This window comes from Sphingomonas limnosediminicola, from assembly GCF_039537965.1.
Lineage (GTDB): Bacteria > Pseudomonadota > Alphaproteobacteria > Sphingomonadales > Sphingomonadaceae > Sphingomicrobium > Sphingomicrobium limnosediminicola.
On record NZ_BAABBM010000001.1, the window covers coordinates 765928 to 783087 of the forward strand.

A 17160-nucleotide genomic window follows, 5' to 3' on the forward strand; every position below is an offset into this window, starting at 1 on the left:
GTAGACGTCGTCGACCTCAGTGACGTGGCCTGATTGACCTGCGCCCGGCCCGAGATTCCCGGCTTCACGACATGCCGGTAGTGATAGACGATGCGGCCGGCCAGCGCCCCATCGACGAGGACTCGTCGGGAAGGTCGTCCGAGAAATCGGCGACAATCGGGGTGCATGCTCGCGCATCGTGAAGGCGCGCCCGCAACAGGGGCAGCCAGTCGATCTGCTTGATGGCGAACAGCCGGTCCAGATCGCCGAACGACACGACGGCATAGCGGCGGCGAATGCGCCGCTCGGCATAGACGTAGAGCAGGTAGAGCCAGAAAACCTCGCGCGTGAGGTCGTTGCCTTGCTTAAGCTCTGCGACGCGGACCGCGTCGATATCCAGCCCGATGACGTGGAATTTGCGGGCAGCCCAATGGCTAGCGGCAGACCGACATAGCCCAGGCCGATGACGACAATGCACGGGCCTGCGCTCATTCAGCGCGGCCGCGCCCCACGCCATGATAGGCCAGGCCCGCTTCGGCTGCTTCGTCGCGGCTGTAGACGTTGCGCAAGTCGACCAACACCTTGCCGGCCATTGGCGCTGCGAGCTTTTCGAGGTTGAGCGCACGGAACTCGTCCCACTCGGTGACGATGACTACGGCATCCGCGCCTTCAGCAGCCGAATATGCGTCCTTGGTGAACTCGATACCCGTGAAGATCTTCTCGGCCTGCCCGCGCGCGACGGGGTCGAAGGCTCGCACCTGCGCCCCACGCTCGACAAGCGCGTTGACGAGCGGGATCGACGGGGCGTCGCGCATGTCATCGGTGTTCGGCTTGAACGCGAGGCCGAGCACGCCGATGCGCTTGCCGCTGAGGCTTCCGCCAACGGCGCGTTGGACTCGCTCGACCATCGCCGCCTTGCGGTCGTCATTCACCTGCACGGTGGTTCGCACGATGCGCTGGTCGATGCCGGCTTCGTCGGCGGTCTGGAGCAGCGCGAGCGTGTCCTTCGGGAAGCAGCTTCCGCCATAGCCAGGGCCGGCATGCAGGAACTTCGGCCCGATGCGGTTGTCGAGACCGATGCCGCGCGCGACGTCCTGGACGTCGGCGTCCACCGCCTCGCACAAGTCTGCGACCTCGTTGATGAAGCTGATCTTGACCGCCAGGAAGGCGTTCGCCGCATATTTGGTGAGTTCGGCCGTGCGGCGGCCGGTGAACAGAATCGGCGCGCGGTTGAGGAACAGCGGCCGGTAGATTTCCCTGAGAACTTCCTGTGCCCGATCGTCCTCGGCACCAACGACGATGCGATCAGGATGCTTGAAGTCGGCGATCGCCGCCCCTTCGCGAAGGAATTCCGGATTAGACGCGACGGAGACGTCGGTGACGCCCTCCTCACGCAAAATCGCTTCAATCTTGTCGCCCGTGCCGACAGGCACCGTTGACTTGGTCACGACCACCGTCCCCGGCTTGATGACCTTCGCAAGCTCGCGCACCGCCTGGAAGACGAATGTCAGGTCGGCATGGCCGTCACCGCGCCGAGCCGGCGTGCCGACGGCAATGAACACGGCCTCCGCGCCTTTTACACCTTCTGTCAGATCCTTTGTGAAGGTCAGGCGGCCACGCTCGGCATTGGCTTTGACCAGCGCTTCAAGGCCCGGCTCCCAGATCGGCATCTTGCCTTGGTTGAGCCCGTCGATCTTACCCGCATCCTTGTCGATGCAGCAAACTTCGTGGCCGAAATCGGCGAAGCAGGCGCCGGAGACGAGCCCCACGTAGCCAGTGCCGATCATCGCGATGCGCATTCACTCTTCCCCTGTTGGTGGATGCGGCGCCTTTAGCCGCCGCATCGCACAATGAACAAGCATCTCCGGGGGTCGATTTTCTCGCAAGCTTCCTATATTGGCGCGCACCTTCCGATGAACGTCACAACTCTCCCCAAGCCCCCGCGCGTCGGGCTGGTCTCACTCGGCTGTCCCAAGAACCTCGTGGACAGCGAGCGGATCATGACCAAACTTCGCGCCGAAGGTTACGACATGTCCCCCGATTATGCGGGCGCGGACGTGGTGTTGGTCAACACCTGCGGCTTCCTCGATTCCGCCAAGGAAGAGAGCCTGGAGGCGATTGGTGAAGCCATCGCCGAGAACGGCCGCGTGGTCGTTACCGGCTGCATGGGCAAGGAAGCCGAAGTCATCCGTGAGCGCTTCCCCAACGTGCTCGCGATCACCGGCGCGCATCAATATGAGGAAGTCGTCGCGGCCGTGCACGAGGCGGCGCCGCCCATCCCCTCGCCCTTCATCGACCTGGTGCCCGAAGCCGGCCTCAAACTTACGCCGAGGCACTATAGCTATTTGAAGATCTCGGAGGGCTGCAATCACCGCTGCGCCTTCTGCATCATCCCGCACCTGCGCGGCGACCTGGTCAGCCGCCGTCCCGACGCGATCCTGCGCGAGGCCGAGAAGCTGATCGCTGCCGGAACGCGGGAATTGCTCGTCATTAGCCAGGACACATCGGCTTACGGCGTCGACATCCGCCACAAGGCGTGGCCGTGGAAAGGCGAAGAAGTCCGCGCCCACATGACCGACTTGTCGCGCGAGCTCGGCAAGCTCGGCGCCTGGGTGCGGCTCCACTACGTTTACCCTTATCCGCACGTCGACAACATCATGCCGCTGATGGCGGAGGGCCTCGTCCTCCCCTACCTCGACATTCCGTTCCAGCATGCGAGCCCCAGCGTGCTTCGCGCGATGCGCCGCCCGGCCAACGACGCGAAGGTGCTGCAGCGCATCCGCAGCTGGCGCGAGCAGGTCCCCGACCTCGCCATCCGCTCGTCCTTCGTCGTCGGCTTCCCCGGCGAGACGGATGAGGATGTCGCCTATCTCCTCGCCTGGCTTGAGGAAGCGCAGCTCGACCGCGTCGGCGCGTTCAAGTTCGAGCCGGTCGAAGGTGCGCCCGCGACTTCGATGGACGATCAGGTGCCTGAGGACATCAAGCAAGAGCGCTTCGAGAAGGTGATGGCCCTCTCGGCGCGCATTTCCGCCGAGAAGCTTCAGCGCAAGGTCGGCAGCATGATCGACGTCCTCATCGACGCCGTCGACGAGGAAACGGGCGGCGCAACCGGCAGGTCGAAGGCGGACGCGCCGGAAATCGACGGCGAAGTCCACCTGCGCGATGCCGGCGAGTTAAAGCCCGGCGACATCGTCAGCGTGCAGGTCGAGGATGCGGACGAGCATGACCTGTTCGGCGTGCCCGCCTGACGGCTTTCGATTGCGGCGCGGCTTGGCTAGAGCCGCAGGGTGACTGATTTCGCTTCGCTGATTGCGGCCGACCGCGGGCAGAAAGCCCGGCTGATCCACCTCGTAGACAAAAGCGGCTTTGATGCCTGGGCAAAGGCGCGCTCGGCCGAGGATCGTGCCTTGCTTGAAGCCCATCGCTTCGACGGCAAGAAGGCCGGCGGCTTTGCGATCCTTCCACGCGGCGGCGACTTCGCGGTCTTAGGCGTTGTGAAGGATGCCGCTTCGCTGTCCCCCTGGTGCCTCGCGAAGCTCGCTGAAAGCCTACCCGAGGGAACCTACAAGCTTGTTGAAGGTGATCCCGGCGTTGCCATGCTAGGTTGGCTGCTCGCTCAGCACCGCTTCGACGACTACCGCTCCAACGATGAGGAGAGGACCCCCGGTTCGCGCGTTCTCCTGACTTCAGAGCCGGCCAGGATCGATCAGTTCGTGCGCCTCGCCGAAGCTACGGCGATGGTCCGCGACCTGGTCAACACGCCCGCCGGCAATCTGGGACCGGCGGAGATTGAGGATGCCGCGCGTGAAGTCGCGAAGCTCAGTGCGGTGCAACTCCGCGTGACGTCGGGGAAAGACCTTGTCGAAGGCTATCCGCTGATCGCCGCCGTTGGTGCCGCCGCCACGCCCGAGCGTGCACCGCGCCTGATCGAGCTGGAATGGGGAAAGCCCGACGACCCGCGCGTCGCCATCATCGGAAAGGGCGTTTGCTTCGATAGCGGCGGCCTCGACCTCAAGCCCGCGAGCGGCATGCGGCTGATGAAGAAGGACATGGGCGGCGCGGCGCACGCGCTCGCTCTCGCGCGGCTGATCATCACCGAACGCTTGCCGGTTCGCCTGCATCTTCTGATCCCGGCGGTCGAGAATGCCGTCTCCGGGGCGGCCTTCCGTCCCGGCGACATCATCAAGTCGCGCAAAGGGACCTTCGTCGAAATCGACAACACGGATGCGGAAGGTCGTCTCATCCTCGCCGATGCGCTCACGAAGGCGGTCGAGGACAAGGCCGAACTGATCGTCGATTTCGCCACCCTGACCGGTGCTGCGCGCGTGGCGCTGGGCCCGGAACTGCCTGCTTTCTTTGCCAGCGCAGACGACCTCGCTGCCGAAATCGAGCAAGCCAGCCGCAGCGTCGAGGACCCGATCTGGCGCATGCCGCTGTGGGATCCGTACGACGAATATCTAAAAAGCGATGTCGCGGATTTCGCTAATTCGTCGAACACGCCGATGGCCGGCTCCATCACCGCCGCGCTTTTCCTCAAGAAGTTCGTGCCCGCGGAAACCAAATGGGCGCATTTCGACACTTATGCCTGGCGGGACAGCGCAAAAGCAGGCCGTCCGAAAGGCGGAGAAGCGCTGGGCTTACGCGCAGTATTTGCCGCGCTTTCCCGCCGTTATCCGGCCGCCTGACCCCCGCACCTAATCTCGTTTTCGCCGCGAAACCTTTATTATCTGAGATGTAAGCTGCAACATTTCGCGCCCTTACCGGTTTACTGGCCATTACGCGGCACCACGGAGACAATCTGTTATGAGCGAGGTTTCGCTTACCGGCTGGATGAAGGCCTTGATCGCCTATGTCCGATCGGGCGAGCCCGACCTCACCAATCGTCAAATGGCGCTGCTGATGCTCGTCTACCTGACGCCCGGCCCACACACCGTGCGCGGCCTCGCCCGCGTCCTCGGCGTATCGAAACCCGTCGTGACACGCGCCTTGAATACGCTCGGCGCGCTCGGCTATCTGCGGCGCGAACGAGACCAGGACGACCGGCGCAACGTGTTCGTCGTCCGAACGAACAACGGGGCTGAATTTCTTGAAGGGTTCAAGCGCAACCTCCGCGAGGGCGACAACGGCTCCGCGGCACACAGGCCAGTCATCGGGCAGGCACCCGCCTACGCGCACCAGCGCTGACGAATTCTCGCTGACTGGCCCGTCCCGGTTCCCCGACCCTGACTTCAACGCCTATCGCAAGGACCTCGCCGACGTCGCGCTCGCCGGTACGGTGATCGCTTCGCACTACGCCGAACCGCTTGAGCGCCGTGTTGAGCACGCGTCGGCGCTTCGTGCCGCTGCATCGGACGATGCCGAAATCATTCGGAAGTTGGCGAAAGGCGAAACTTTCGATTTGCTCGACGACAGCCTCGGCTGGGCCTGGGGCTATGCCGGGGAAGACAGGCGCGTCGGCTACGTCGCGTCCGAAGCGCTCGCCTAGTTCAGCACCGACATCTGCAGCCAGACGAGCTGGTAAATGCTCGTCGCGACGAGGATTGCCAGCACGCCGGCGACCGCCCAGTCGCGTCGTGGCGCACGTGGCCGACGGAGCGGGAAAAGCATCCATCCGGCAAGTGCGCTGAGCATCAACACCGCGATGGCGCTATTGCGCAGATAGACGGCGACGACCGTCCGGACATGGTTGGTGCCGTCGGCGACCGCTGTTCCATGCGGGCTCATCATCAGTGCCGTCGCCCAGGCGATCGCAGCCGCAAAAAGAAGAATGCCGCCCATGAACATCCGGGCGCGGCCGATTCCCCTGTTCCTCACATCTCACCCCTCTTCCGACGAATGGCATACCAACGCTGCACGTTGGCATTTTGCTGCTCCAGCGTGTCGGCAAAAACGTGCCCGCCGGTTCCATCCGCGACGAAGTAAAGCGCCTTGGTCTTCGCTGGGTGAAGCACAGCGGCGATGCTTTCCTTGCCAGGGTTCGTGATCGGCCCGATCGGAAGCCCGGCCATTTCATAGGTGTTGTAATCGTTTTTCGCGTGCACTTCGGACCGGAGCGGGCGGCGGCCAAGCGGCTTCCCCTTGGTGATCGGGTAAATGAAGGTCGGATCGGCATCGAGCTTCATGCCGATGCGCAGCCGGTTGCAGTAGACGCCGGCGACCATCGGTCGCTCAGATGCCTTGCCGGTTTCCTTCTCGACGATCGAGGCAAGGATGACTGCCTGCTGAGGCGTTGCCACGGGACAATCTGTCGTACGCTTTGGCCAGAGCTCGCTGATCGCCTTGTTCATCGCGGCCTGCATGCGGACAACGAGATCGGCCCGCGACTGCCCGCGCTCGAAGCCGTAACTGTCGGGAAGCACAGAACCTTCCGCGATCTCGATGTTCGGCCCGGTCAGATAAGAATTCGCCGCGAGTTTCTCCTGCACTATGATCGATGGCATCCCTTCGGTCACCGTGATCAGCCGCTGCAAAGGCCTTCCATGCTGGAGCAGATCGAGCACAGCTGCGCCGCCCATGCCCTTTGGGATGCGGAATTCACCGGCCTGGATCGGCTCATGCGATCCGAAAATCCGCGCCATTACATAATAGGTGCGCGCGCTTCCAGGCACCGCGCCCTGCTTCGCAAGCTGCCGCGAGACCGTGCCTAATGTTGACCCTTCCTGGATCGTCACCGTTTGCGGCCCGGCCTTGGGACCGGGCGCCCACCACAGGAAATAGACGATCAGCAGCGCGAGAGCGGCGAGCGCGCCCGCGCCGACGACAATCCGTCTCACACGGCCTTCATGATCAGCGAGGCGTTGGTGCCGCCGAAGCCAAAGCTGTTGTTCAGCACCGCCTTCACCGGACGCTCCTTCGCCTTGTGCGGCACCAGATCGACGCCGGCCGTCCCCTCGCTCGGATTGTCGAGGTTAAGCGTCGGCGGGACGATCTGGTCGCGCATGGCAAGGATACAGAAGATGCTCTCGACGGCGCCCGCGCCGCCCAGCAGGTGGCCGATCGCCGACTTTGTCGAGCTCATCGACACATTGCCGATGGCATTGCCGAACAGGCGCCGGACAGCGCCAAGCTCGAGCTCGTCGCCAAGCGGCGTCGAGGTGCCGTGCGCGTTGATATAGTCGATGTCGGACGGCTGCAGGCCCGACTTGCGAAGCGCCATCTCCATCGCGCGGAAGCCGCCCGATCCTTCCGGGTGAGGCGCCGTCACGTGATAAGCGTCGCCAGACAGGCCGTAGCCAACGACCTCGGCGTAAATCTTGGCCCCGCGCGCCTTCGCATGTTCGTATTCCTCGAGAACGACGACGCCAGATCCCTCGCCCATGACGAACCCGTCGCGGTCCTTGTCGTAGGGGCGGCTAGCCTTTTCGGGCTGCTCGTTAAACTGCGTGCTGAGCGCCCTCGCCTGGGCAAAGCCGGCGATGCCGATCGGGCAGATCGTCGCCTCTGCGCCGCCGGCGAGCATGATGTCGGCGTCGTCCATGGCAATCATGCGGGCCGCGTCGCCGATGGAGTGGGCACCGGTCGAGCAGGCCGTCACCACGGCGTGGTTCGGTCCCATTAGACCGTACTTGATCGAAACCTGGCCGGAGATGAGATTGATCAGGCGCCCGTGCACGAAGTGCGGGCTGACACGACCCGGCCCCTTCTCGTGAAGCACCAGGCTTTCGCTTTCGATTCCCGGAAGGCCGCCGATGCCGGAGCCGATTGAAACGCCAGCGCGCAGCCGCGTCGCCTCGTCCATATCGGTAAGGCCCGCATCCTCGATCGCCTGGCCGGCCGCATCGATACCGTAGACGATGAAGGGATCGACCTGGCGCTGGATCTTGTGATCGACGCGCTTCGAGGGGTCGAAGCCATATTCATGGTCGGCCGGCTTCACTTCGCACGCGATGCGGCATTTCTGGTCGCTGGCGTCGAAATGCGTGATTGGACCGGCGCCGCTCTTGGACGCCAGGATGTTCTTCCAGCTCGTCTCGACGTCACCGCCCAGCGGCGTCACCAGTCCGAGGCCTGTCACTACGACACGGCGCATATTCTCCACTCCGTCATCCTCTTCAAAAACAAACGGCTTCCCGATCGGTTCGGGAAGCCGTTCGTGCCGCCTATCGGCGTGAATGGCGGCAGGTCAGCTGACCCGATTTAGCCCTTGTTCTGGTCGATATACGTGATCGCGTCGCTAACGGTCGTGATCTTCTCCGCGGCGTCGTCCGGGATTTCGACCCCGAACTCTTCCTCAAAGGCCATGACCAGCTCGACGATGTCGAGGCTGTCGGCGCCGAGATCGTCGATGAAGCTCGCGTCCTCGGTGACCTTGTCGGCTTCGACGCCGAGATGTTCGACGACGATCTTCTTCACCCGATCGGCTGTCTCGCTCATGTGGGGCTTCCTCCGTTTATAGCTTTGCCCGCTGCCCTAGCGTTGGCGTTTCAACGCCGCAAGTGGCGCTCGGAGCCATCGAGCGCTAGTCGCTTGCCATGCTGAGACGCCCTCTCACCGCTGGAGAGATCGAACTGTCCCGGTCCGTTTTCGGCGGCGCCATAGACTATTCGAAGGTGGAACTCATCAAGGGCAAGTGGTGGCCCTTTCACCCGCGCAACGCGGCGATGGCGCCGATGGGCAATATCTATTTCCACCCTGATGGCCATGTATGGTCCGACGACTTCTCGAAAGAGCCGCTCGGCACGCAGGGGTTCTTCATCCACGAAATGACCCATGTCTGGCAGACGCAGAAGTCCGGGCGCTTCTTCCTGCCGCTGATGCGCCATCCCTTCTGCCGCTACGGCTACCGCCTGACGCCCGGAAAGCCGTTCGAAAGCTACGGCCTGGAACAGCAGGCGGAAATCGTCGCCCACGTGTTTCTCGCCTCGCGTGGCTCTCGCCTTCAAGTCTGCCCACCCCGCGAGATGCTGCCGTTTTCCAGAACGGCTCTGTAACAATTCTGCCACAGGCGCGGCGCGAAAGTGAGGCGCATGGGCCGCACCCCTCCAAGGCCACTGCGGTTTGAGGCATAACCTCTGCAGCGCAAAATAAGCGCAATAACCGGGGGATTTTCATGCGCACTACCGCTGCCTTGCTCATTGGCACATCTGTAATCGCGTTCTCCGTTCCCGCTTACGCTGCCCAGACCGGGCAAGCCGCGCAGGCTCAGACCGCCAACCAGGGCCTTGCCCAGGGTTCCGGCGATGACATCATCGTGACGGCCACGAAGCGCGCATCGCGCGTCCAGGACGTGCCCTTCTCGATCAATGCGCAGACAGAAAAAGACATCCAGCGGGCCAACGCTCAGACCTTTGAGGACATCAGCCGGAATGTCGCCGGCCTAACGGTCCAGAACCAGGGGCCGGGGCAGAGCCAGGTGTCGATCCGCGGCGTTTCCGCCGGCGAAATCGTTCGCGACCAGCCGGGCGTTAAGGAACAGGTGGGCACCTACCTCGACGAGAGCGTCATCTCGCTTTCGTTGTTCACGCCGGACCTGGACCTCGTTGACCTCAACCGCGTCGAGACGCTTCGCGGTCCGCAGGGCACCTTGTTCGGTTCGGGCTCTGTCGGCGGCACCATCCGCTACATCACTAACCAGCCGAAGCTCGATGTCGTCGAAGGCAGCGTCGAAGCCGGCGTTAACACGATCAAGGGCGGCAGCATGGGCTGGGACGCGAAAGCCGCGTTCAATGTGCCATTTGCCAACACGGCCGCCCTTCGCGTCGTCGGTTACAACACGCACTTCGGCGGCTTCATCGATTCTGTTGGCCCGTTCAGCAAGAAGAACGTCAACGACGGCAATCGCTACGGCACACGCGTATCGATCCTTTGGCAGCCAGCGCCGCAGATCAAGATCACGCCGCGCGTCGTCTATCAGAAGGTAACGGCTGGCGGTTTCAACCGCGAAGATCATTACATCTTGTACGACAACGAGTTCACGTCGGGCGCGGGCGGTGACGACCTCGGCGAGCGCAAGCAGTATCTGAAGCGCCGGGAGCATTTCAGCGACAAGACCCTGCTCACGGACCTGACGGCGAGCTACGATTTCGGCCCAGTTGAACTGACGTCGGTCAGCAGCAAGATGATCCGCAAGATCCTGGTCAGCCGCGATGCATCCGCGCTGACCGGCTCAGTGAGCGTTTCGCCGTTTCTGTCAATTTTCCCGGGTCTCGACCCCGCGATCGTCAACCTGACTTCGAACCTTCGAGATACGACTCACCTGAACCAGTTCACGCAGGAACTTCGGCTCTCGTCGACCGGTGCAGGCCCGTTCCAGTGGGTGTTCGGCGGCTTCTACAGCGACGCTCACCGCACCTATCACCAGCGCCTTCCAACCCCTGGCTATGACGCGTTCATCGACGCCGCGACGGCGCCGGGCGTCTCGGCGTCGCAGGACAACGGGTTCGGTCTCGTCGACAATCCTTATCACGCCGACCTTCCCTACAAGGACACGCAGAAGGCGCTGTTCGGCGAGGCAAGTTACAAGTTCGGCCAGTTCAAGGCGACGGCTGGCGGCCGCTGGTACGACTTCAAGGAAGAGCGCCGCTTCCACTCGGGCGGAATCTTCTCGGATCTAAGCGACACGACCAACCGGACCAAGTCGAACGGCTTCAATCCGCGCGGTATCGTCAGCTGGGAACCGGACCGCAGCCTCAGCGTGAACCTTCAGGTTGCCAAGGGTTTCCGTCTCGGCGGCGTGAACGACCCGCTCAACGTTCCGCTCTGCACCGGCAGCGATATCAGTACGTTCGGCGGGTTCCAGACCTACAAGGACGAAACGCTGTGGAACTATGAAGCCGGCTTCAAATATTCGAAGCACGGAATCACGTTCAACGCGGCGGCGTTCTACGCCGACATCAAGAACCTGCAGGTCACTGTCACGGCGGGCAGCTGCTCGTCGCGTATCGTGTTCAACGTTCCCAAGGCGCACAGCAAGGGACTTGAAGCGGAATTCTCGGCCCATCCGCTTCCCGGCCTCGACCTGTCGCTCGCCGGCAGTTTGCTGAGCTCGAAGTTCGACTCGACGCTGATCGGTGGTACGCCGCCTGCGGTCATCGGCGGCATTCGTGACGGCAACCGACTTCCGGTCGTTCCGAAATACCAGTTCGCTGCGACGGCAAATTATGAGCAGCCGTTCAGCGCGACGGGTCACTGGTTCGTCAACGGTAGCGTTCAGACGATCGGCAGCCGCTTCACGCAACCGGGAGACCAGGAAGCCGGCGCGGGCAACGTGAACCTGATCTACTTCGACCCGGTCACCGAGGCGTACGGCACCAGCACGCAGGATTTCGGCTCGCTGAAGCTTCCCGCCTATACCATGGTCCATGCCTCGCTCGGCGTCCGTTGGACGAGCGGGCTGGAAATCGACGCCTATGTCAAAAACCTGTTCGACTCAAACCCGAAGCTTTCGCTCGACCGCGAGCGCGGGCTGAGGGCGCGCATCGGCTACAACATCGCCCAGCCACGGACGATCGGTCTGACGGTTCGGCAGAGCTTTGGCGGCGCACCCGCCGTGGCGCTGCCGCCTCCGCCACCGCCGCCTCCGCCGCCTCCGGCCACGCAAACCTGCGCGGATGGATCGGTGATCGCGGTCGATGCGACGTGCCCGGCGCCTCCGCCTCCGCCGCCTCCCCCGCCGCCGTCGGCAGCGCCTGAGCGCGGCTGAACGGAGTGGAATTGAACGTCACGCGCCGCTCGCTCCTCATGGGAGCGGGCGGCGCTGCCGTTTCACCCGCGGCCGCAAGCATCTACAAGCCAGCCATGGCAGACCATGTCGCAGTGATTGGCGCAGGCGTGTTCGGCGCCTGGACCGCGCATCATTTGCAGCAGGCGGGCCACAAGGTGACCCTCGTCGATGCCTGGGGCCCGGCGCACAGCCGAGCTTCGTCGGGCGGTGAGACTCGGCTCACGCGCGCGGGATACGGCCGCGACGCAATCTACACCCGGATGGCAACCGATTCGCTCCCGCAATGGAAAGCGCTGAGCGCGATTTCCGGCCTTCCGATCTTCATCAATGCGGGCGTCGTCTTCTTTTCCGGTGTCGAGGACGATTATTTCAAAGGCTCGATCGACGTGCACCGCCAGCTCGGCTTGGAATTCCAGGTGCTCGATGGTGCGCAGCTGCAGAAGCGCTTTCCGATGATCGACTTCTCGGGCGTCACGATCGGCTTCTTCGAGCCGGCGTTCGGCGCGCTGTTGGCAAGGCGAAGTGTGCAAACGCTCGTCGGCCGCTTCGTCCGCGATGGCGGCACATTCATGAAAGGCGCTGCGCAGCCGCCCGCCAACACGGGCAACGCCCTGCACGAAATCGTCCTGAGCAACGGCGAGCGCTTGAAAGCCGACCGTTTCGTCTTCGCCGCAGGGCCGTGGCTTCCCAAACTATTCCCCGACGTCATTGGCCAGCGCGTCCTCCCGACGCGTCAGGAAGTCTTCTATTTCGCGACGCCGCCAGGCGATCGGCTCTACCTTCCGAACTCAATGCCCGGATGGGCCGACTTCAACGCCGGCGACATCTTCTACGGCTTCCCGGATATCGAAAATCGCGGGGTCAAGTTCGCCCACGACCAGCATGGCGTGAAAGTCGATCCCGACACCCAGGATCGACGTCCCACCGCGGCAGCGCTTGCCGAGATCGTAGCTTTTCGCGACCGCCGATTTCCATGCTTGCGCGGCGCACAACTCATCGGCGCAGAGGTCTGCCAGTATGAGAACAGCTCGAACGGCGACTTCCTGATCGACTTCCACCCGCAGCTGAAAAACGTGCTGCTGGTAGGCGGCGGCTCGGGCCACGGCTTCAAGCACGGGCCGGAGGTTGGCCGCCATGCCGCGGGACGCCTGACCGGTTCGATCGCGCCGGAGCCGCGGTTCAGCCTCGCGACCAAGAGCGAGGTTCACCACCGCGAAGTGCACTAAACGATCAAGGGGGCTGGAGATGAAGATAGGCGCGCTGGTTCGAACCATTCTGTGCGCGGCATCGATCGTCGCCGCTCCAGCCTCTTCGAAGCCGACAGGCGGGCATTATCTGTTTGTGTTCACCGGCGACCAGAAGAGCGTCGGCCACGACTTCCTCGCCGTCATCGATGCCGACCCGGCGTCGCCGCGTTACGGGCGACTCGTTTCCTCCGTGGAAACCGACCAGGTTACCGTCAGACCCCACCATACCGAATACCAGATGCCGGCCAGCGGCCTGCTCTTCAGCAGCGACTTCGACGCCGACCGCACCTTCGTCTTCGACCTTCGCGATCCACTGCGGCCGAAGGTCGTCTCCTCGTTCCAGGATCTCGCCGGCTATGCGTATCCGCACAGCTTCGTGCGCCTGCCGAACGGCAACGTGCTCGCAACTTTTCAGTACCGCGTCGGCGCCCTGCCCCATCACGGCGACGTCATGCAGGGCGCCGCCGACCGCAGCGGCGCAATCACCGGCGGGCTCGTGGAGATCGATGACACGGGCAAGGCGGTTCGGTCGGCCAGCAGCGCGGACCCCGCCTTCGCCAAGGCCGCGCTCGAACCCTACAGCCTTGCCGTCCTTCCCGGGATCGACCGCGTCGTGTCCAGCAACTCCGCCATGCACGACGACGGCCTGCTGCGCTCGACCACCGCGCAGATCTGGCGCCTGTCCGACCTGAAGCTGCTCAAGACCATCCGTCTCGACCCGGGCGAGGACCTTTACGGGCACATCAGCCCGGAGGAAGTGCGGGTCGGGCCTGACGGCGCCGCCTACATCCAGACCCTCTCATGCGGGCTCCAGCGAATCAGCGGCCTCGACACGCCCGAGCCCAAGGCGAAGCTGGTTTACACCTTCCCAGGCAGTTGGTGCGGCGTTCCGACCATCGCCGAACACTATCTTGTCCAGAGCGTTCCCGACATTCATGGCTTCGTCGTGCTGGACATGCGCGACGGCGAGCATCCCCGCGAGGTGTCACGCCTAGTGATCAGTGCGGATTACGCGGCGCACTGGACGGGCTTCGATCCGAAAACCGGCCGCATCGTCATAACCTCCGGCCGCGAAGGCGACCGGACCTATCTGCTGAAGCTTGACCAGATGACCGGCGCACTCACAATCGACACCGCCTTCCGCGACGAAGACGGCGTGCCCGGCCTCAGCTTCGCCAGGCGCAAATGGCCGCACGGCTGGACTGGCGCCGGCAAACCGCACGGTGCCGTCTTTTCACACTGATCGGCGGGTCAGTCGGGCTTCTTCGCCACGCCGACGAGCGCGGGGCGAAGCAGCCGGTCCTTCATCATGTAGCCGGGCTGCATTTCCTCGATGATCGTGCCGGGCTCGGCCTCCGGGTGCGGGATCTCCACCATCGCCTGGTGGCGATGCGGGTCGAGCTTCTCGCCCTTTGCGCCGATGCGGCTGACACCGTGACGCGCGAACGCGGACTCCAGCTCGCGCGACGTCGCCTCGATCCCCGCCAGAAACTGGCTCGCGAGCTTGTCCGCGCGAAGTTCCTCGCCGACCGCCGCCAGAGCGCGATCGAGGTGATCCTTGATCGCAATCATGTCGCGCGCGAAGCCGGCGGCGGCATAGCTCGTCGCCTGCTGCAATTCCTGCTCCAGCCGGCGACGGACGTTCTGCGTCTCGGCGGCCGCATAAAGCATCTTCGCCTTCGCGTCCTCGAGCTGCTGCTCAAGCTCAGCAACGCGGTCATGCTCGGCTAGCTCGGGCGCGCCCTCGGCGGTTTCGTGGCGGATTTCCTCCGCTTCGTCGTGCAGCTTTTCGTTCTCAATCATGCCATCAATCTCGTGAGTGCTTTCGCAGTGAAGTCAACCATGGGGACCACGCGGGCATAGTTCAACCGCGTCGGGCCGATCACGCCGACAACGCCGACCACCTCGCCCTGGCTCCCCCGATAGGGCGCCGCGATCACCGAAGAACCGGACAAGGCGAACATCCTGTTCTCGGATCCGATGAAGATGCGGCAGCCGGGCGCATCGCGCGCACCGTCGAGCAGGCGCGAAATTTCCTGCGCCTCCTCAAGCTCATCGAGCAACCGCCGAACACGGTCGAGGTCCTCCGCCGCATTCGCGTCGATCAGGTTGGCGTGGCCTCGAACGATGAGCACTGGGCGACGCGCATGATCCTGGCTCCATGCCGCGAGGCCTGACGCGACCAGTTCCGCGGCAGCGGCGTCGATCGCCTCCTTCCGTTCCCGGATTTCAGCGCGCAGGCGCCCGCCGGCTTCCGCCAGCGTCAGTCCCGCGAGCCGCGCGTTAACGAAATTGCTGACCTCGGTGAGCGCCGAGGCGCTTGTCCCCGCCTCCAATGTCACGACGCGGTTTTCCACGCTGCCGTCCGCACCGACGAGCACGGCGAGCGCACGCGTTTCGCTGAGCGGAACGAACGACAATTGCCGCAGCCGCAATTCGCTCTTCGGCGCAAGCACCACGCCCGCCGCTTGCGACAGTCCAGAGAGCGCCGCCGACGCCGCCGCGAGCGCATCCTCGATCGGCTGGTCTCGAGCGATCTGCCGCTCAATCTTACGCCGCTCACGCGGGTCAGGCGCCGCCGCCTGCATGATCCCGTCCACAAACAGGCGAAGTCCGCTGTCGGTTGGGATTCGCCCGGCTGAGGTGTGCGGATGCGTCAGCAGCCCCCGCTCCTCCAATTCCTGCATCACGCCGCGAATGGACGCCGGCGAAAGGCTTATAGACCCGGCGAGCGCCTTCGATCCCACCGGCTGGCCGCGCTCAAGATAAGCATCGACCACCAACCCGAAGATCTCGCGCATGCGGTCGGTGAGTTCGCCAATCGGCTGGGTCATAAGTTGGCATCTAGGATTGGCGGCCCTTGCGGTCTAGGGACGCGGCCACACCAGTATCAGGTCAAGGAGTTTGCATGCGCCCCTCCGGACGCACCCCCGATCAAATGCGTGAGCTGCGCTTCGAGCCCGGCTTCACCCGCCATGCCGAAGGCGCCTGCCTCGTTAGCTTCGGCGACACCCGCGTGCTCTGCACCGCCAGCATCGAGGAGAAGGTCCCGCCTTTCCTTCGCGGCAAGGGTCAGGGCTGGGTAACAGCCGAATATGGCATGCTCCCCCGCGCCACGCACACGCGCGGCAACCGTGAAGCGGCCAAGGGCAAGCAGTCGGGACGCACGCAGGAAATCCAGCGGCTGATCGGCCGTTCGCTCCGCGCCGTGGTCGATCTGAAGGCTCTCGGTGAACGCCAAGTCATCGTCGATTGCGACGTCATCCAGGCTGATGGCGGAACGCGCACCGCGTCGATCTCGGGCGGTTGGGTCGCGCTGCGGATCGCCGTCGACAAGCTATTGGCCTCGAAAGCATTGGCGGCCGATCCGATCCGCACGCAGGTCGCGGCCGTCAGCTGCGGCATTCACCAGGGCAATTCGGTGCTCGACCTCGATTATGACGAGGATTCCACCGCGGGCAGCGACGGAAACTTCGTTCTCACCGCGGACGGCGCGATCGTTGAGGCCCAGCTGACGGCTGAGGGCGAAACCTTTGACGAGGAAGGCCTCCTGCGCCTTCTCCGGCTGGCGCGGATCGGTTGCTCGGAGATTTTTCAGGCCCAGCTGAAGGCGACCGGTCGATGAGGCCGATCGGTGACAAGCTCGTCATCGCAACGCACAATCCGGGCAAGCTGCGTGAGATTGCGGCGTTGATGGAGCCGCTCGGAATCAGCTGCGTCGGCGCCGAAGAGCTTGGACTGCCGGAGCCCGAAGAGATCGGGAACACCTTCGCCGACAACGCCGACTTGAAAGCACGCGAGGCGGCCGACCTGTCCGGCCTGCCTGCCCTCGCTGATGACAGCGGCCTCTGCGTCGATGCGCTTCACGGCCGCCCCGGCATCTTTTCTGCCCGATGGGCCGAGGACGAAGAGGGCAATCGCGACTGGATGCGCGCCATGAAAAGGGTCTGGGACGAGGTCGAGGCGACCGAGCCCGACGGCGCTCCGGCCGCCCATTTCATCTGCTCGCTCGCCATCGCCTGGCCGAACGACGGGCAGGCCGAGACGTTCGACGGCCGTGTCGACGGGACGCTCGTCTGGCCCCCGCGCGGCGACCGCGGGTTCGGATACGACCCGATGTTCGTCCCCGTCGGCCATGAGCAGACCTTCGGCGAGCTCGATCCAGAGCTGAAGCACAGCATCAGCCACCGCGCCGATGCTTTCCGGCGGCTGGTCTGGGCGCTGCGCGACGAGGCGCTTTCAAAATAGGGTATTGTTTGCGACCCTTGCGCG

Annotated in this window: 18 protein-coding genes; 10 read left to right on the forward strand and 8 right to left on the reverse strand. The window is 64.1% G+C overall.

The annotated features are described in order from the left end of the window. Positions 1–64: 64 nt before the first annotated feature. On the reverse strand, positions 65–457 hold the full coding sequence (locus ABD704_RS03945; RefSeq protein WP_344698385.1) for a hypothetical protein: 393 nt from the start codon (positions 455–457) through the stop codon (positions 65–67). A 10-nt stretch (positions 458–467) separates the two neighbouring features. Then, complete coding sequence (locus tag ABD704_RS03950; protein WP_344698386.1) at positions 468–1778, reverse strand: UDP-glucose dehydrogenase family protein; 1311 nt, start codon at positions 1776–1778, stop codon at positions 468–470. 114 nt (positions 1779–1892) lie between these two features. On the opposite strand from ABD704_RS03950, the gene rimO reads away from it, so the two are divergent. The 4 genes from rimO (at position 1893) to ABD704_RS03970 (ending at position 5464) form a co-directional block, all read left to right on the forward strand. Next, positions 1893–3227: a 30S ribosomal protein S12 methylthiotransferase RimO gene (gene rimO / locus ABD704_RS03955; protein WP_344700480.1), complete on the forward strand. Its 1335-nt coding sequence runs from the start codon at positions 1893–1895 to the stop codon at positions 3225–3227. Positions 3228–3266: 39 nt separating this feature from the next. Then, the gene (locus ABD704_RS03960) at positions 3267–4664 is read left to right on the forward strand and encodes a leucyl aminopeptidase family protein (RefSeq protein WP_344698387.1); all 1398 of its coding nucleotides are present in this window, start codon (positions 3267–3269) and stop codon (positions 4662–4664) included. A gap of 118 nt (positions 4665–4782) precedes the next feature. Continuing rightward, a complete protein-coding gene (locus ABD704_RS03965) occupies positions 4783–5163 on the forward strand; it encodes a MarR family transcriptional regulator (RefSeq protein ID WP_344698388.1) in 381 nt (126 codons plus the stop codon). Between the two features lie 91 nt (positions 5164–5254). Further along, positions 5255–5464 carry a hypothetical protein gene (locus tag ABD704_RS03970; RefSeq protein WP_344698389.1) on the forward strand — a complete coding sequence of 70 codons (210 nt, stop codon included), beginning with the start codon at positions 5255–5257 and terminating at the stop codon, positions 5462–5464. On the opposite strand, the gene ABD704_RS03975 is transcribed toward ABD704_RS03970, so the two are convergent. From ABD704_RS03975 to ABD704_RS03990, 4 genes are all read right to left on the reverse strand, one after another. Beyond that, the gene (locus tag ABD704_RS03975) at positions 5461–5793 is read right to left on the reverse strand and encodes a hypothetical protein (protein ID WP_344698390.1); all 333 of its coding nucleotides are present in this window, start codon (positions 5791–5793) and stop codon (positions 5461–5463) included. The two genes, ABD704_RS03970 and ABD704_RS03975, sit on opposite strands and share 4 nt — an antisense overlap. Then, on the reverse strand, positions 5790–6752 hold the full coding sequence (mltG, locus tag ABD704_RS03980; RefSeq protein ID WP_344698391.1) for an endolytic transglycosylase MltG: 963 nt from the start codon (positions 6750–6752) through the stop codon (positions 5790–5792). The genes ABD704_RS03975 and mltG overlap by 4 nt, the downstream gene beginning before the upstream one ends. Further along, entirely contained in the window at positions 6749–8008 is a 1260-nt protein-coding gene (fabF, locus tag ABD704_RS03985; protein ID WP_344698392.1) for a beta-ketoacyl-ACP synthase II, read from the reverse strand. The genes mltG and fabF overlap by 4 nt, the downstream gene beginning before the upstream one ends. Before the next feature lie 107 nt (positions 8009–8115). Beyond that, positions 8116–8352: an acyl carrier protein gene (locus tag ABD704_RS03990; RefSeq protein ID WP_344698393.1), complete on the reverse strand. Its 237-nt coding sequence runs from the start codon at positions 8350–8352 to the stop codon at positions 8116–8118. Between the two features lie 98 nt (positions 8353–8450). Here ABD704_RS03990 and ABD704_RS03995 point away from each other — a divergent pair, with 98 nt between their 5' ends. From ABD704_RS03995 to ABD704_RS04010, 4 genes are all read left to right on the forward strand, one after another. After that, positions 8451–8909: a vgr related protein gene (locus tag ABD704_RS03995; RefSeq protein ID WP_344698394.1), complete on the forward strand. Its 459-nt coding sequence runs from the start codon at positions 8451–8453 to the stop codon at positions 8907–8909. Between the two features lie 119 nt (positions 8910–9028). After that, positions 9029–11620, forward strand: coding sequence for a TonB-dependent receptor (locus ABD704_RS04000; RefSeq protein ID WP_344698395.1), 2592 nt, complete (start codon positions 9029–9031; stop codon positions 11618–11620). Between the two features lie 11 nt (positions 11621–11631). Further along, a complete protein-coding gene (locus ABD704_RS04005; RefSeq protein WP_344698396.1) occupies positions 11632–12867 on the forward strand; it encodes an FAD-dependent oxidoreductase in 1236 nt (411 codons plus the stop codon). A 19-nt stretch (positions 12868–12886) separates the two neighbouring features. After that, entirely contained in the window at positions 12887–14131 is a 1245-nt protein-coding gene (locus tag ABD704_RS04010) for a hypothetical protein (protein ID WP_344698397.1), read from the forward strand. An 8-nt stretch (positions 14132–14139) separates the two neighbouring features. On the opposite strand, the gene grpE is transcribed toward ABD704_RS04010, so the two are convergent. Together grpE and hrcA are read right to left on the reverse strand one after the other, a co-directional pair. Continuing rightward, positions 14140–14691 carry a nucleotide exchange factor GrpE gene (grpE, locus tag ABD704_RS04015; RefSeq protein WP_344698398.1) on the reverse strand — a complete coding sequence of 184 codons (552 nt, stop codon included), beginning with the start codon at positions 14689–14691 and terminating at the stop codon, positions 14140–14142. Next, positions 14688–15722, reverse strand: coding sequence for a heat-inducible transcriptional repressor HrcA (gene hrcA / locus ABD704_RS04020; protein WP_344698399.1), 1035 nt, complete (start codon positions 15720–15722; stop codon positions 14688–14690). Before hrcA ends, grpE begins: the two co-directional genes overlap by 4 nt. 74 nt (positions 15723–15796) lie before the next feature. On the opposite strand from hrcA, the gene rph reads away from it, so the two are divergent. Both rph and rdgB read left to right on the forward strand, forming a co-directional pair. After that, positions 15797–16513, forward strand: a complete 717-nt coding sequence (gene rph / locus ABD704_RS04025) for a ribonuclease PH (protein WP_344698400.1) — start codon at positions 15797–15799, stop codon at positions 16511–16513. Continuing rightward, a complete protein-coding gene (gene rdgB / locus ABD704_RS04030) occupies positions 16510–17136 on the forward strand; it encodes an RdgB/HAM1 family non-canonical purine NTP pyrophosphatase (RefSeq protein ID WP_344698401.1) in 627 nt (208 codons plus the stop codon). The genes rph and rdgB overlap by 4 nt, the downstream gene beginning before the upstream one ends. Positions 17137–17160: the final 24 nt, after the last annotated feature.